Origin of the sequence: Exiguobacterium sp. s194, from assembly GCF_018618275.1 — a bacterium.
Lineage (GTDB): Bacteria > Bacillota > Bacilli > Exiguobacteriales > Exiguobacteriaceae > Exiguobacterium > Exiguobacterium chiriqhucha.
Window position 1 is genome coordinate 38,809 of record NZ_JACSLT010000013.1, and the last position, 14,887, is coordinate 53,695.

24 protein-coding genes and 1 rRNA gene are annotated in these 14,887 nt (G+C 49.0%); all 25 read left to right on the top strand.

Annotated elements, in window-relative coordinates:
• Nucleotides 1-19: 19 nt before the first annotated feature.
• A complete protein-coding gene (rpsN, locus tag KNP85_RS14545) occupies nt 20-289 on the top strand; it encodes a 30S ribosomal protein S14 (protein WP_021066613.1) in 270 nt (89 codons plus the stop codon).
• A 31-nt stretch (nt 290-320) separates the two neighbouring features.
• Nucleotides 321-719: a 30S ribosomal protein S8 gene (gene rpsH / locus KNP85_RS14550; RefSeq protein ID WP_021066614.1), complete on the top strand. Its 399-nt coding sequence runs from the start codon at nt 321-323 to the stop codon at nt 717-719.
• A 33-nt stretch (nt 720-752) separates the two neighbouring features.
• The gene (gene rplF, locus KNP85_RS14555; RefSeq protein WP_021066615.1) at nt 753-1,292 is read left to right on the top strand and encodes a 50S ribosomal protein L6; all 540 of its coding nucleotides are present in this window, start codon (nt 753-755) and stop codon (nt 1,290-1,292) included.
• 34 nt (nt 1,293-1,326) lie between these two features.
• Entirely contained in the window at nt 1,327-1,689 is a 363-nt protein-coding gene (rplR, locus tag KNP85_RS14560) for a 50S ribosomal protein L18 (protein WP_012727661.1), read from the top strand.
• A 20-nt stretch (nt 1,690-1,709) separates the two neighbouring features.
• A complete protein-coding gene (gene rpsE, locus KNP85_RS14565; RefSeq protein ID WP_021066616.1) occupies nt 1,710-2,210 on the top strand; it encodes a 30S ribosomal protein S5 in 501 nt (166 codons plus the stop codon).
• Between the two features lie 15 nt (nt 2,211-2,225).
• A complete protein-coding gene (rpmD, locus tag KNP85_RS14570) occupies nt 2,226-2,411 on the top strand; it encodes a 50S ribosomal protein L30 (protein ID WP_021066617.1) in 186 nt (61 codons plus the stop codon).
• A 31-nt stretch (nt 2,412-2,442) separates the two neighbouring features.
• Nucleotides 2,443-2,883 (top strand): 50S ribosomal protein L15, encoded by a 441-nt coding sequence (rplO, locus tag KNP85_RS14575; RefSeq protein WP_021066618.1) that lies wholly within the window; start codon nt 2,443-2,445, stop codon nt 2,881-2,883.
• Nucleotides 2,883-4,172 carry a preprotein translocase subunit SecY gene (gene secY / locus KNP85_RS14580; protein WP_021066619.1) on the top strand — a complete coding sequence of 430 codons (1,290 nt, stop codon included), beginning with the start codon at nt 2,883-2,885 and terminating at the stop codon, nt 4,170-4,172. Before rplO ends, secY begins: the two co-directional genes overlap by 1 nt.
• A gap of 78 nt (nt 4,173-4,250) precedes the next feature.
• Complete coding sequence (locus tag KNP85_RS14585; RefSeq protein ID WP_029594431.1) at nt 4,251-4,901, top strand: adenylate kinase; 651 nt, start codon at nt 4,251-4,253, stop codon at nt 4,899-4,901.
• The gene (gene map, locus KNP85_RS14590; RefSeq protein WP_021066621.1) at nt 4,898-5,656 is read left to right on the top strand and encodes a type I methionyl aminopeptidase; all 759 of its coding nucleotides are present in this window, start codon (nt 4,898-4,900) and stop codon (nt 5,654-5,656) included. Before KNP85_RS14585 ends, map begins: the two co-directional genes overlap by 4 nt.
• A gap of 105 nt (nt 5,657-5,761) precedes the next feature.
• On the top strand, nt 5,762-5,980 hold the full coding sequence (gene infA / locus KNP85_RS14595; RefSeq protein WP_021066622.1) for a translation initiation factor IF-1: 219 nt from the start codon (nt 5,762-5,764) through the stop codon (nt 5,978-5,980).
• Nucleotides 5,981-6,010: 30 nt separating this feature from the next.
• Nucleotides 6,011-6,124 carry a 50S ribosomal protein L36 gene (gene rpmJ / locus KNP85_RS14600; protein ID WP_003156543.1) on the top strand — a complete coding sequence of 38 codons (114 nt, stop codon included), beginning with the start codon at nt 6,011-6,013 and terminating at the stop codon, nt 6,122-6,124.
• Nucleotides 6,125-6,143: 19 nt separating this feature from the next.
• Nucleotides 6,144-6,509: a 30S ribosomal protein S13 gene (rpsM, locus tag KNP85_RS14605; protein ID WP_021066623.1), complete on the top strand. Its 366-nt coding sequence runs from the start codon at nt 6,144-6,146 to the stop codon at nt 6,507-6,509.
• 16 nt (nt 6,510-6,525) lie between these two features.
• Nucleotides 6,526-6,921, top strand: a complete 396-nt coding sequence (rpsK, locus tag KNP85_RS14610; protein ID WP_021066624.1) for a 30S ribosomal protein S11 — start codon at nt 6,526-6,528, stop codon at nt 6,919-6,921.
• Between the two features lie 92 nt (nt 6,922-7,013).
• Nucleotides 7,014-7,958, top strand: coding sequence for a DNA-directed RNA polymerase subunit alpha (locus KNP85_RS14615; RefSeq protein WP_021066625.1), 945 nt, complete (start codon nt 7,014-7,016; stop codon nt 7,956-7,958).
• Between the two features lie 24 nt (nt 7,959-7,982).
• Complete coding sequence (rplQ, locus tag KNP85_RS14620) at nt 7,983-8,336, top strand: 50S ribosomal protein L17 (protein ID WP_012727650.1); 354 nt, start codon at nt 7,983-7,985, stop codon at nt 8,334-8,336.
• 69 nt (nt 8,337-8,405) lie between these two features.
• Nucleotides 8,406-9,242, top strand: a complete 837-nt coding sequence (locus KNP85_RS14625; RefSeq protein ID WP_021066626.1) for an energy-coupling factor transporter ATPase — start codon at nt 8,406-8,408, stop codon at nt 9,240-9,242.
• Nucleotides 9,218-10,096 (top strand): energy-coupling factor transporter ATPase, encoded by an 879-nt coding sequence (locus KNP85_RS14630; RefSeq protein ID WP_214716274.1) that lies wholly within the window; start codon nt 9,218-9,220, stop codon nt 10,094-10,096. The genes KNP85_RS14625 and KNP85_RS14630 overlap by 25 nt, the downstream gene beginning before the upstream one ends.
• Nucleotides 10,093-10,884 (top strand): energy-coupling factor transporter transmembrane component T family protein, encoded by a 792-nt coding sequence (locus KNP85_RS14635; RefSeq protein ID WP_214803775.1) that lies wholly within the window; start codon nt 10,093-10,095, stop codon nt 10,882-10,884. Before KNP85_RS14630 ends, KNP85_RS14635 begins: the two co-directional genes overlap by 4 nt.
• Entirely contained in the window at nt 10,881-11,621 is a 741-nt protein-coding gene (gene truA / locus KNP85_RS14640) for a tRNA pseudouridine(38-40) synthase TruA (protein ID WP_214803777.1), read from the top strand. Before KNP85_RS14635 ends, truA begins: the two co-directional genes overlap by 4 nt.
• 154 nt (nt 11,622-11,775) lie before the next feature.
• Nucleotides 11,776-12,213, top strand: a complete 438-nt coding sequence (gene rplM, locus KNP85_RS14645; RefSeq protein WP_021066630.1) for a 50S ribosomal protein L13 — start codon at nt 11,776-11,778, stop codon at nt 12,211-12,213.
• Nucleotides 12,214-12,238: 25 nt separating this feature from the next.
• A complete protein-coding gene (gene rpsI, locus KNP85_RS14650) occupies nt 12,239-12,631 on the top strand; it encodes a 30S ribosomal protein S9 (RefSeq protein ID WP_021066631.1) in 393 nt (130 codons plus the stop codon).
• A 143-nt stretch (nt 12,632-12,774) separates the two neighbouring features.
• Nucleotides 12,775-13,806, top strand: coding sequence for an Mrp/NBP35 family ATP-binding protein (locus KNP85_RS14655; protein WP_021066632.1), 1,032 nt, complete (start codon nt 12,775-12,777; stop codon nt 13,804-13,806).
• A gap of 34 nt (nt 13,807-13,840) precedes the next feature.
• Nucleotides 13,841-14,461 carry a KinB-signaling pathway activation protein gene (locus KNP85_RS14660; RefSeq protein ID WP_021066633.1) on the top strand — a complete coding sequence of 207 codons (621 nt, stop codon included), beginning with the start codon at nt 13,841-13,843 and terminating at the stop codon, nt 14,459-14,461.
• A gap of 350 nt (nt 14,462-14,811) precedes the next feature.
• A 16S ribosomal RNA gene (locus tag KNP85_RS14665) occupies nt 14,812-14,887 on the top strand; the annotation flags it as partial.

Here is a 14,887-nt window from a genome sequence, read left to right on the forward strand (position 1 = left end):
CTAAAGGGAGGTCGACAACATGGCTAAAAAGTCAATGGTGAATCGCGAACAAAAACGCGAGAAACTCGTTGCCCAGTACGCTGAGAAACGTGCACAATTGAAAGCTGAAGGCGACTACATCGGACTCAGCAAATTGCCACGTAACTCTTCACCTGTGCGTCTTCATAACCGTTGCCGCATCACAGGTCGTCCACATGGTTACATGGGTAAATTCGGGATCAGCCGTATCAAGTTCCGTGATCTTGCATACAAAGGTCAAATCCCTGGTGTTAAAAAAGCAAGTTGGTAATCCACTAACAGTGTGAAAGGAGGTACATCGCATGGTAATGACAGACCCAATTGCAGATATGCTTACACGTATCCGTAACGCTAACATGGTTCGCCATGAAAAATTAGAGCTTCCAGCTTCTAATATCAAACGTGAGGTTGCAGAGATCCTCAAGCGTGAAGGTTTCATTCGCGATGTTGAATATATCGAGGACGCTAAGCAAGGTACACTTCGTTTGTTCCTTAAGTACGGAGCAAGCAACGAACGTGTTATCACTGGTCTCAAACGCATTTCGAAACCAGGTCTTCGTGTATACGCAAAAGCAGATGAAGTACCAAAAGTACTCGGAGGACTCGGTATCGCAGTTCTTTCGACATCAAAAGGTCTTATGACTGATAAAGAAGCTCGCCAACAACAAGTCGGCGGCGAAGTGCTCGCCTACATCTGGTAAGTCACTTTTCTAACAAGAACGGAGGTGTAATCAATGTCACGTATTGGTAAAAAACCAGTTACGATTCCAGCTGGCGTTACTGTATCGGTTGCAGAAGACAACACGGTCACAGTAAAAGGTGCTAAAGGTGAACTTTCGCTTTCAGCTAACCCAGCCTTGGAAATCAAAGTTGAAGAAAACGAATTGACTGTTGTTCGTCCGGATGACTCGAAAGAGAACCGTACGATCCACGGTACGACACGTGCCCTTATCGCCAACATGGTGGAAGGTGTGTCTAACGGATTCCAGAAAACACTTGAGATCTCAGGGGTTGGTTACCGTGCAGCTAAGCAAGGTAACAAACTCGTCCTCAGCCTCGGTTACTCGCACCCAATCGAGTACGTTGCTGAAGAAGGTATCGAGATTGAAGTTCCTTCAAACACGCAAATCATCGTTAAAGGGATTAACAAAGAGCGCGTCGGTCACGTTGCAGCTCAAATCCGCTCGTACCGTGCTCCAGAACCTTACAAAGGTAAAGGTGTTCGTTACTCTGATGAACGTATTCGCCGTAAAGAAGGTAAGACTGGTAAGTAATTCGTCACGAAATGAACGGAAAGGAGTGGCATAAATGATCACAAAAGCAGACAAAAATGCAGTTCGTAAGAAACGTCATGCTCGTGTACGTCGTACGATCACGGGGACAGCAGCTCGTCCACGTTTGAACGTATTCCGCTCGAGCAAGCACATCTACGTTCAACTCATCGATGATGCAGCACAAACAACGCTTGTGTCAGCATCTTCGAAAGATAAAGCTCTCGATCTTACAAACGGCGGCAACGTTGAAGCAGCGAAAGCTGTTGGTAAACTTGCAGCTGAACGTGCACTCGAGAAAGGTATCGACACTGTTGTGTTCGACCGTGGTGGATACCTCTATCATGGCCGCGTCAAAGCTGTTGCTGAAGCAGCTCGTGAAGCAGGTCTTAAATTCTAACAAAAAGGAGGGGACACTCGATGCGCCAGTTAGACGTTAACATGGAACAACTTGAAGAACGCGTTGTTACCGTAAACCGCGTCGCGAAAGTCGTGAAAGGTGGCCGTCGCTTCCGTTTCGCCGCTCTCGTCGTCGTAGGTGACAAGAATGGTCACGTCGGTTTCGGTACAGGTAAGGCACAAGAGGTGCCAGAAGCGATCCGCAAGGCTATTGAAGCCGCTAAGAAAAACATGGTTCAAGTACCGATGGTTGGTACAACAATTCCACACGAAATCACAGGAGTATTCGGAGCAGGTCGTGTATTCATGAAACCAGCTTCTGAAGGTACTGGGGTTATCGCAGGTGGACCGGTTCGTGCAGTGCTCGAACTTGCAGGTGTAGGTGACATCCTTTCGAAATCGCTTGGATCTAACACACCAATCAACATCGTCCGTGCGACGGTTAAAGGCTTGACAGAGCTTAAAAAAGCAGAGGAAGTTGCTAAACTACGCGGTAAAAGCGTAGAAGAACTTCTTAAATAAGGGAGGGAATTAGACATGGCGAAACTCGCAATCACCCTCACACGCAGCACTATTGGTCGTCCTGAGGATCAGCGTGTAACAGTACGTACACTCGGTCTTCGTAAAATGCATCAGACTGTCGTTGTCCCTGACAACGTAGCGATGCGTGGTATGATCAAAAAGGTGTCGCACCTTGTGACTGTAAACGAAATCAACGAATAATAAAGATCTTACTAAATAAGGAGGTGCCACTATGAAACTCCATGAATTGAAGCCAACTCCAGGTTCGCGTCACGAACGCAACCGTGTCGGTCGCGGTATGGCGACTGGTAACGGTAAAACTTCTGGCCGTGGACATAAAGGTCAAAAAGCTCGTTCGGGCGGTGGCGTTCGTCCAGGATTTGAAGGTGGGCAAAACCCACTTTACCGTCGTCTTCCAAAACGCGGTTTCAACAACCCTACTCGTAAAGAGTATGCAGTTGTTTCCCTAGACACGCTTAACCGTTTCGAAGCAGGTACTGAAGTTACTCCAGAACTCTTAATCGAGACTGGTGTTGTCAGCTCTGCTAAAGACGGAATCAAAGTACTTGCTAACGGCAAGCTTGAAACAAAATTGACTGTAAAAGCCAACAAATTCTCGGGTGCAGCGAAAGAAGCGATCGAAGCAGCTGGCGGTTCAGTTGAGGTGATCTGATGTTTCAGACGATCTCCAATATGTGGCGCGTGAAAGATATTCGACAGCGTATTCTCTTCACACTCGCAATCATCATCATTTTCCGCATCGGGGCCCATATCCCGGTGCCGATGGTGAATACGGATGTGTTGCGTTTTGACTCAGGAGGTCTACTCGACTTCTTGAACTTGTTTGGAGGAAATGCTTTACAGAACTTCTCCCTGTTCGCAATGGGGATCATGCCGTATATTACGGCATCGATCGTTGTGCAGCTCTTACAAATGGACGTCGTTCCGAAGTTTGCCGAATGGGCAAAACAAGGCGAGTCTGGACGTAAAAAGCTAGCGACGGTCACGCGCTATGGGACGATCATCTTAGGGTTTATTCAAGCGACTTCATTGTCGTTTGGATTTAACCGCCTCTATCCAGGTCTCGTCAATGAGACGTGGGGCACGGCAACCTATTTCGTGATCGCGATCGTACTGACTGCCGGTACGGCGTTCTTGATGTTCCTTGGTGAGATGACGACGGAGAAAGGTGTTGGGAATGGTATTTCCATCATTATCTTCGCCGGTATCGTCGCTGGGTTCCCAAGAATCTTCACGCAGATTTATGAGACGAAGCTCCAAAATGCTGGAGATGCGTTATTCATTAACATCGTTTACTTGGTTGTGCTATTGCTCGTTATCCTTGCGGTGACCATGGGGATCATTTATGTTCAACAGGCCGCTCGCAAAATTCCGATTCAATACGCAAAACGCACGGCGAACCGTACCCCTGTGGGCGGACAGTCGACGCACTTGCCAATCAAACTAAACGCTGCCGGTGTCATCCCGGTTATCTTCGCGATTTCCTTCATGGTGACACCACCAACTGTTGCAAGCTTCATTGCTTCTCCGGAAACGACGCAGAAGTTGCAGACCTACTTCGATACGACAGCTCCAATCGGAATGTCAATCTACGTAGCGCTCATCATCGCGTTCGCTTACTTCTATACATTCATTCAGGTCAATCCTGAACAGATGGCAGAAAACCTGCAGAAGCAAGGTGGCTATATTCCTGGGATTCGTCCTGGGGCGCAAACAGAACAGTACATCACGAAGTTGCTCTATCGTTTGACATTCTTCGGAGCGATTTTCCTATCGCTCGTTGCGATCATGCCGACAATCTTCATTAAGCTTGCCGGTCTCCCAACTTCGGTGCAAATCGGAGGTACGAGCTTGTTGATCGTGATCGGGGTAGCCCTCGAAACGATGAAACAAATCGAAAGTCAACTCGTAAAACGACACTACAAAGGCTTTATCCGTTAAAGCGGAAGGAAGGGTACACCCTTCCTTCCTGTCGTGTTTACGACGTGTTGTGAAAATCAAAACTGGAGGCTAACTGAGATGAATCTAGTACTCATGGGCTTACCGGGTGCAGGGAAAGGGACTCAAGCGGCTAAAATCGTCGAAGAGTACCAAATCCCACACATTTCGACAGGCGACATGTTTCGTGCGGCAATCAAAGGCGGAACGCCACTCGGCAAAGAAGCAAAATCGTTCATGGATAAAGGCGAACTCGTACCGGATGAGGTAACAATCGGAATCGTACGTGAGCGCTTGAGTCAAGATGATACGAAAAACGGCTTCCTACTCGATGGATTCCCGCGTACTGTTGCTCAAGCAGAGGCACTCGAAAGTTTGCTTAAAGATTTGGGAAAACAGATTGACCATGTCGTGAATATCGATGTGGATGCGGAAATTCTCGTCCCGCGTTTGACAGGTCGTTGGATCTGCCCGACGTGCGGTGCGACATATCATGTGATCTTCAACCCACCTAAAGTGGAAGGCATCTGTGATGTGGATGGGTCGGCTCTCATGCAACGTGAAGACGATAAAGAGGAAACGGTCCGCCGTCGCCTTGACGTCAACATCGAGCAATCGAAACCACTCATTGACTTTTACGCTGAAAAAGGGTATCTTCGTACATTGGATGGAGATCGTCCAATCGATGTCGTATACGCCGATGTCAAAGCGTTACTCGGTGGTACTGAATGATCATCACGAAGACGCCTCGTGAAATAGCGATTATGCGTGAGGCTGGGCAAATTGTTGCTCGAACACACCAGGTGCTCAAAGAGCACATCAAACCAGGTATTACGACGCTTGAGCTCGACCGGATCGCGGAAGAATACATTCGCAGCCAAGGTGCGACACCGTCGTTCAAAGGCTACAACGGGTTTACCGGTAGCGTTTGTGCTTCAGTGAACGAAGAGCTTGTTCATGGGATTCCCGGAAAGCGGGTATTGAACGATGGAGATATTATCTCAATCGACATCGGTGCCTACTATAACGGATACCATGGAGATTCCGCTTGGACGTATCCAGTGGGAACAATCTCAGCAGAGACGCAGCAGTTACTTGACGTAACTGAAGAAAGTCTGTATAAAGGATTGGAGCACGCTAAGGCTGGGCAGCGTCTGACAGACATTTCGCATGCGATTCAAGCGTATGTGGAATCTCATGATTTCTCTGTCGTCCGCGAATACGTCGGTCATGGTGTCGGACAAAATTTGCATGAAGAACCGCAAATTCCGCACTATGGTCCACCGGGGAAAGGGCCGCGCCTGAAGACTGGAATGACGTTAGCCATTGAACCAATGGTCAATGCTGGTCAACGCTATGTTCGAACACTGGCTGACAACTGGACAGTTGTGACAGTGGACGGTAGCATGTGCGCCCACTTTGAGCACACCATCGCCATCACAGACGATGGATACGAGATTTTAACGAAACTCGATTCCGGTGAATGAGGCTCTATTGCTTCGTGCTGATCCGTAACGGATCCTTCTCTCACAGTACAATGCGATAGATCGTCTGTGCTCCTAAATATCTTCATATAGAAAGGGGAATAAATGATGGCGAAACAAGATGTCATTGAAGTGGAAGGCACTGTTGTCGAACCACTTCCAAACGCAATGTTTAAAGTGGAGTTAGAAAACGGCCACACGGTGCTCGCGCACGTCTCAGGGAAAATTCGGATGCACTATATTCGAATCCTTCCAGGTGACCGCGTAACTGTCGAGTTGTCTCCGTACGACTTGACTCGCGGGCGGATTACGTACCGTTACAAGTAACTCCGATTTTTCCAGGAGGAGGGTATAATCATGAAAGTAAGACCGTCGGTAAAACCGATCTGCGAAAAATGTAAAGTTATTCGTCGTAAGGGTAAAGTAATGGTAATTTGCGAAAACCCGAAACACAAACAAAAACAAGGTTAATCTAAGAGGAGGTGCACACATGGCACGTATTGCTGGTGTAGATATTCCACGCGAAAAACGTATCGTTATTTCGCTCACATACATCTTTGGTATTGGTAAAACAAGAGCACAAGAAATTTTGAAGACTGCAAACGTATCTGAAGATTCACGCACACGTGATTTGACAGAAGACGAAATCAACCGTATCCGTGAAGCAATTGACGGAATCAAAGTTGAAGGTGACCTTCGTCGTGAAGTTTCACTCAACATTAAACGTTTGATCGAGATCGGCGCTTATCGCGGTGTTCGTCACCGTCGTAGTCTCCCTGTTCGCGGACAAAACACGAAGAACAACTCGCGTACTCGTAAAGGCCCACGCCGTACAGTAGCGAACAAGAAGAAGTAAAGGAGGGAATTGAACAATGGCGAAACGTAAGCAAAATGTACGTTCAAAACGTAAAGTCAAAAAACATGTTGAAGTCGGTGTGGTACACATCCGTTCTACTTTCAACAACACAATCATTACAATCACTGACACGCAAGGTAACGCGATCTCATGGGCTACTTCTGGTAACCTTGGATTTAAAGGATCACGTAAATCGACTCCGTTCGCAGCACAATTGGCTGCTGAAACTGCAGCGAAAGTTGCAATGGACAACGGTATGCGTACAGTAGAAGTTAACGTTAAAGGTCCTGGTGCTGGACGTGAAGCGGCTATCCGTGCCCTCCAAGCTACTGGTCTTGAAGTAACTGCAATCCGTGACGTAACACCAGTTCCGCACAACGGTTGCCGCCCTCCAAAACGTCGCCGCGTATAATCGCTTGTGCGTGTGAAGGGCTTACCTAGCACAAACAGCATATACAATGCAGCTCGCGCTGCATGGCAGGATACACTCAAGGAGGGGTTCAGATGATCGAGATTGAAAAACCAAAGATCGAAACGGTCGAAATCAGCGAGGATGCTACGTTTGGTAAATTCGTGGTGGAACCGCTTGAACGTGGATATGGCACTACTCTCGGCAACTCACTACGTCGAATTCTTTTGTCATCGCTCCCTGGTGCAGCGGTAACAGCGGTTCAAATCGATGGCGTACTTCATGAGTTCTCTACGATTGACGGAGTCGTCGAAGACGTCACGCAAATCGTACTTAACCTCAAGAAGTTAGCACTCAAAGTGTACTCGGACGAAGAGAAAACGCTTGAGATTAACGTTTCAAGTGCCGGTGCTGTCACTGCGGCAGACATTACCCATGATAGCGACGTTGAAATCTTGAATCCTGAGCTCCACATCGCGACTCTCGCTGACAACGCGACGCTTCGCATGCGTTTGACTGCTCGCCGTGGTCGTGGTTACGTCCAGGCAGAAGATAACAAACGTGATGATATGCCGATTGGCGTAATTCCAATCGATTCGATCTACACACCGATTCAACGCGTGAACTACGAAGTAGATAAAACACGTGTCGGTCAAGATGCTAGCTTCGATAAGCTTCTATTAGACGTGTGGACAGATGGTTCAATCCGTCCGGAAGAAGCGGTATCGCTCGGGGCGAAAATTTTGACAGAACACTTGAACATCTTTGTTGGCTTGACTGACGAAGCTCTCAATGCAGAAATTATGGTCGAGAAAGAAGAAGACCAAAAAGAAAAAGTACTCGAAATGACGATTGAAGAACTCGATCTCTCAGTTCGTTCGTACAACTGCTTGAAGCGCGCTGGCATCAACACGGTTCAAGAACTCGCAAACAAATCTGAGGAAGAGATGATGAAAGTTCGTAACCTCGGACGTAAATCACTCGAAGAAGTTCAACTCAAGTTGGACGAACTCGGTTTGGGCTTGCGTAAAGAAGACTAAGTTCAAACGAAGGAGGGAAATGTAATGGCTTATTCGAAACTCGGCCGTACAAGCTCGCAACGTAAGGCACTTTTACGTGATCTTGCAACTGACCTTATTATCAACGAGCGCATTCAAACAACTGAACAAAAAGCGAAAGAACTTCGCCCAGTCGTTGAAAAATTGATCACTCTTGGGAAACGTGGCGATCTTCATGCCCGTCGTCAAGTAGCTTCATTCGTTCGCAAAGAGAACGCTGGAGAAAAAGACGCAATCCAAAAATTGTTCGAAGACGTGGCACCACGCTACGCTGAACGTCAAGGTGGATACACACGCATCATGAAAGTCGGCCCACGCCGCGGTGATGGTGCGGAAGTCGTAATCATCGAACTCGTCTAATTCATTAGGCAGTCAACAGGGCATGCGGTGACGTATTGCCCTGTTTCCACATCGGAAAGGAGTCGGCAGATGGAATCTCAAATTATGGTACGCGATATCGTGTTTCGTTACCCGGGACAGACCGAGCCAGCCCTCAATGGGTTGTCACTCGACGTATACAAAGGGGAATGGCTCGCAATCGTTGGCCATAACGGTTCTGGAAAGTCGACTTTGACGAAGTTGTGGAATGGGCTTTTGCTTCCTCAAGAAGGAGAAGTCCGGGTTGAGACACTCGATCCAACGGACGCCACAGACGTGTGGGACGTTCGGAAACGGATCGGTGTCGTCTTCCAAAATCCTGACAACCAGTTTGTCGGGGCGACCGTGCGCGATGATGTGGCATTCTCTCTCGAAAACATGGGACTTCCACGTCAAGAAATGGTTCGTCGAATTGATGACAGTCTAGCGCGCGTTGGATTATCGGAACTAGCGGACCGTGAACCGCATCAGTTATCCGGTGGACAAAAGCAGCGTGTTGCGATTGCTTCGGCTCTCGCAATGCGCCCGCATGTCCTCGTGCTCGATGAAGCTACCTCGATGCTCGACCCGATTGGGCGCAAAGAGGTGATTGAAACGGTGCAACAGCTCGTCTCAGAAGGGATGACCGTTGTCGCCATTACCCACGAGCTCGACGAAGTGTTGTTTGCCGACCGTATCATTGCGTTGTCGAAAGGCAAGATTGCGATGACCGGCACACCCGAAGACGTGTTTCAAAATCCGGAGGCGTTACGAGCCATTCAGCTCGACGTACCGTTTATTGTCCGGATGCAACTCGAACTGAAGGAACGGGGCATACCACTCGATCGTCTGATGCTACAACATTCGGAGTTGGTGAACCATCTATGCCGATTAGCATTGAAGAAGTGACTTACCAATATCAATTGAATACTCCGTTTGAACGAACCGCGCTGCGCGATGTGAATGTGATGATTCCGTCGGGGGCGCTTGTTGCGTTTCTTGGCCACACCGGCTCTGGAAAATCAACGCTCGTTCAACATATGAACGGCCTGTTGCGGCCGACAAAAGGTCGTGTCGTCGTCGATGATATCGAAGTCCGTGCGATCACGAAGCGTCGCGATAAAAAGCAAAGCTTACTCCCGCTTCGGCGCCGCGTTGGGCTCGTCTTTCAATATCCGGAACATCAATTATTTGAAGAGACGGTCGAACGCGACGTCATGTTCGGTCCACGTAACTTCGGGGCGTCTGAAGACGAAGCGAAAGAACGGGCTCATGTCGCCTTACGCCTTGTCGGGCTCGATGAAGCGCTTTGGAGCCGTTCGCCGTTCGATCTCTCCGGCGGACAGATGCGCCGTGTCGCCATCGCCGGAGTACTCGCGAGCCGTCCGGACGTTCTCGTCGTGGATGAACCGACGGCAGGGCTCGACCCGCTCGGCCGTCGCGAGATGCTGGCGTTATTCAAACGATTAAAACAAGAACTCGATTTGACACTCATCCTTGTCTCGCACGATATGGATGACGTGTTGGCCTATGCGGAACGTGTCGTCGTCATGGAACGCGGACAGGTCGCCTTTGACGGAGATCCGTTCGACTTATTCAAAGACGAGGCGCTTGTCGAGACGCTCCAGCTCGAGATTCCACACGTGCTCCGTTTCGCCAATGAACTCGCCCCTGTGTTTGGGGTTGCCACACCGTCTCTCCGAACAGAGACCGAATTGGCGGACTGGATCGCGCTCGAGCTAGGAAGGGGGGGAGCGACTTGATTATCGGACAGTACATTCCCGGACACTCTTGGCTCCACACACTCGACGCGCGAGCCAAGACGTTGTTTATCCTCGCCTTCATTCCCGTCGTCTTTTTGGCGGATAACTTATGGACGAACGTATTTTTGCTCGGTTTCACGTTGTTCGCCGTGCGATTGTCTCAACTGTCGTGGCGGTATTTATGGAACGGACTGAAGATGATTCTATTCCTGATCCTATTTACGCTGTTGTTGCAGTTGTTCTTTAATCGCGAGGGAACCGAGTTGATTTCATTCGGACCGTTCGCCATTTATTCGGAAGGTGTCCGCATGGGCTTAATCGTCTCGCTCCGTTTCTTCTATCTCGTCATGTTGACGACGCTCGTGACGCTGACGACGACGCCGATGGAACTGACCGACTCGATTGAGGCCGGGCTCCGTCCGTTAGAGCGGTTCCGGGTACCAGCCCATGAGATCGCCCTCATGTTGTCCATCTCGCTCCGGTTCTTGCCGACGTTGGCCGACGAGACGGATCGGATCATGAAGGCCCAACAGGCGCGAGGGGTCGATTTGAAGAGCGGTCCAATCATGGATCGCCTCAAGGCGGTCGTCCCGCTCATGATCCCTTTATTCGTATCTGCGTTTAAACGTGCTGAGGACCTCGCTACGGCGATGGAAGCTCGAGGGTACCGTGGGGGTGAAGGGCGGACACGGTTGCGTGAGATGACGTGGCATCGCCGTGATACGGCGTTACTCCTCATCTTCGTCATCGTGACACTCATTCTAATCGGATTGCGAGGGATTGGATGAAACGAATCAAACTGACGGTAGCGTATGACGGGACGAACTATGCAGGCTATCAGGTACAACCGAATGGAACCACCATTCAAGCCGAAGTGGAGGCCGTCTTGGCGCGGATGCATAGCCGAGCCGTGAAAGTCGTGGCCTCAGGGCGTACGGATGCTCGGGTCCACGCGAGAGGGCAAGTCTTGCACTTCGATACGCACCTCTCGATGCCGGTCGACCGGTTCGTTAAAGCGTTGAATGCGATGTTACCGGATGATATCCTCGTCCAAGCGGCTGAAGAAGTCGATGCTTCGTTTCACGCACGCTACGGGGCGAAACGGAAAGAGTATCGCTATTTCTTCCGTTCCGACGCCGATCCGTTCCGACGCCACCATGCCGTGACGGTCACGTATACGCTCGATCATGAGCGGATGCGCCAGGCGCTTCGTCTATTAGTCGGGACCCACGACTTCACGTCCTTCTCGGTGACGAAGGCGGAAGTGGAGGACCGCGTCAGAACAATTTATGAAGCGGAGCTCGTTGAAGCAGGCGATGAGATGTACTTCCGATTCGTCGGCTCGGGCTTTCTCTATAACCAAGTTCGGATTATGGTTGGTACGTTGCTTGAGGTCGGGCGAGGGAAATATGAACCGGCAGATGTGAGTCGAATGCTCGCTTCTAAAGACCGGCGTAGCGCTGGGATTACAGCCCCACCGCACGGTCTATATTTGTGGAATGTGAATTATGAAAAAGTAGATTGACATTCCCCCTATAAAATCGTATTATATTCATTGGCATTTCATTTTCACATTGAGAGATGAACCACAATCTTAGCCCCGTAAACTAGGATTATGATAAAGCATCAAACAAGCACTAAAAAAATTAAGTAAACAGACATTTTAGGAGGTATTCCACATGCGCACGACATTCATGGCAAAAGCATCTGAAGTAGAACGCAAATGGCTCCTTATCGACGCAGAAGGCAAAACACTTGGTCGTTTGACTAGTGAAGTAGCATCACTTCTTCGCGGTAAGCACAAGCCGACTTTCACACCACACGTTGATTGCGGAGACCACGTCATCATCATCAACGCTGAGAAAATCCACTTGACTGGTAACAAATTGAACGACAAGATTTACTACCGTCATTCAGGTCATCCAGGCGGTTTGAAATCACAAACTGCAAAAGAGCTTCTCGCAAAACGTCCAGAGCGTATGCTTGAACTCGCAATCAAAGGGATGCTTCCAAAAGGATCACTTGGACGTCAATCATTCAACAAACTCCACGTTTACGCTGGAGCTGAGCACAACCACGCAGCACAAAAACCAGAAGTTTACGAACTTCGCGGTTAATCGGGACACAGGGAGGAACTAAACGATGGCAGATGTACGTTACTACGGAACAGGCCGCCGCAAACACTCGGTGGCTCGCGTTCACCTCGTTGCAGGTGACGGCAAAGTTGTTGTAAATGGCCGTGATATTTCAGAATACTTCGGTCATGAGACTTTGATCATGATGGCAAAATCACCACTCGTATTGACTGAAACAGAAGGTAAATACGATGTAATCGTTAACGTTAACGGTGGTGGATTCACAGGACAAGCTGGAGCGATTCGCCACGGCGTATCACGTGCGCTTCTTCAAGCGGACCCAGAATTCCGTCCAAGCCTCAAAGAAAAAGGCTTCTTGACTCGTGACGCTCGCATGAAAGAACGTAAAAAATACGGTCTTAAAGCTGCACGTCGCGCACCACAATTCTCGAAGCGTTAATCTTCGAACAATTTGGTTCAAACTCTCTGTCCATTGGGGCGGAGAGTTTTTTTTGTTGCTCATGAAATTGTTGCATTCCGTTCCCTCAAGAAAACGCTTTTTTTGATATACTGTTAGCGAGACAGAAATTAGGGGGAAACCACATGCTTACAGTAGAACAAGTTCGTGAAGAATTGGCGGGGTTGATCGATCCAACAATCAACCGTACGCTTGGAGATACAGCTGGCGTGAAGGATATTCGCATTAAAGAAGATTATGTCAGTGTTAAAGTCGCGCTCGGTCAAACCGGGAGCGGGGAACAGCTTCAACTTCAACAAGAGATTGTCACGTTGCTCAAAGGAAAAGGTTTCAAGACGGTCGGCCTCCGCTTCGAGGCGCTCAATGACGAGAGCTTGAAAGAAGCGACAAAGCCGGCGATTCTTCGTGAGAACGCCGGTACGACGTTCATCGCAATCGCATCAGGGAAAGGCGGCGTCGGGAAATCGACGGTCTCCGTCAACTTAGCCGTCGCGCTCGCGCGGGCCGGGAAAAAAGTCGGATTGATTGATGCGGACATTTATGGCTTTAGTGTGCCGGATATGCTCGGAATCGAAGAACGACCAGTCGTGCGTGGAGAAAAAATCATCCCGGTCGAGCGGTTCGGTGTGAAAGTCATTTCAATGGGCTTCTTTGTCGAAGATAACGCGCCGGTCATCTGGCGTGGACCGATGCTCGGGAAGATGCTCAATAATTTCTTTAACGACGTCGAATGGGGCGACCTAGATTACTTGCTCCTCGATTTACCGCCAGGGACGGGTGATGTCGCGCTCGATATTCATTCGATGCTCCCGGCATGCCAAGAGTTGATTGTCACGACACCGCATGCGACCGCTGCGTTCGTCGCTGCACGGGCTGGGGCGATGGCGATTAAGACGAACCACAAAGTGCTTGGCATCATCGAGAACATGGCGTACTTCGAAAGCAAAGTGACTGGAGAGAAAGAGTATGTCTTCGGTTACGGCGGAGGCGAAAAGTTGTCCGAGGCATTGAAGAGCAAGTTGCTCGCTCAAATTCCGCTCGGTCAGCCGTACGAAAACGAAGAAGACTTTGCCCCATCGGTTTATCGGGACGGACATCCGTTTGAGAAAACATACGATGGATTGGCACAAGCGGTCATTCAACAGATAGAAGGGTAATGGTTCACAAATGAAGGTACAAGGATTTTTAAGGTTGTTTTGGACGACGCTCGTCTTCGGGACGTTGTTTGGGTTTGTGATGAACTTATTGGCCAATCCAGGTTATTTAGTGAGTCAATCTTGGGAAGCAATCGTCACGGCGCTTAGCTACTCGAGCACGTGGACGGGAATTAGCATGATGGGATTCTTTGCTTATTTGATTGTCCACCGGGTTGGATTGGACTTGTTCCGAGGACCAAGGTTATGGAATCGCGTGCAAGTGCTATTGATCGCCTTTGCGTTATTTGATGCGGTATATCTTCGCATGCTCGCGTTCGGCAACGATCATATGTGGCGCTATATCGGTGAAATGGTCGTGTTGGTGATGGTATCATGGATTATCGCGACGAGTAAGGCGAAGCAGACGAACGCGAGTGCGTTCATCCCGACGCTCTTCTTGATGATCGTCATCACGTTGATCGAATGGATTCCAGCCCTACAGGCGACGGATGAAATCGCCCTCTTGTGGCCGGCGTTAGCGACGCTCGTGTTTGCCAATGCGTATCAAGTCTTGATGCTGCATCGCTTCCAAGCACCTGCTCAGGCAGAGAGCGTCAAACCGTCGACAGCTGGAAAGGCCAAAACGAAGAAACGTGTGTCATCTAAATCATCGTGACAGCGTACTAGTACAAGCTCAGACATTCGTCTGGGCTTGTTTGTTTGAAACGTTCTTTCGTTCAGTTACAGATTGTGAAACAAAAAATAAAGTTTTTTTAGAAAAACAGTTGACGAAAATGGGGGGCGCTGATATATTAATAAACGTCGCTGCTGTTCACACACGAACAACAGAAAGCGAATTAAAAAAATAATAAAAAACGGTTGACTTTAAAAAGTCAAATCGCTATTATTAAAAAGTCGCTAACACGACAACATTTGGTCTTTGAAAACTGAACGATGAGGCAAAAAAAGTTTTAGAATGTTTGAATGAAGCGCAAGCTTCGTCATTTTTAAAGAGCTATATCAAATTCTTTGGAGAGTTTGATCCTGGCTCAGGACGAACGCTGGCGGCGTGCCTAATACATGCAAGTCGAGCGCAGGAAAT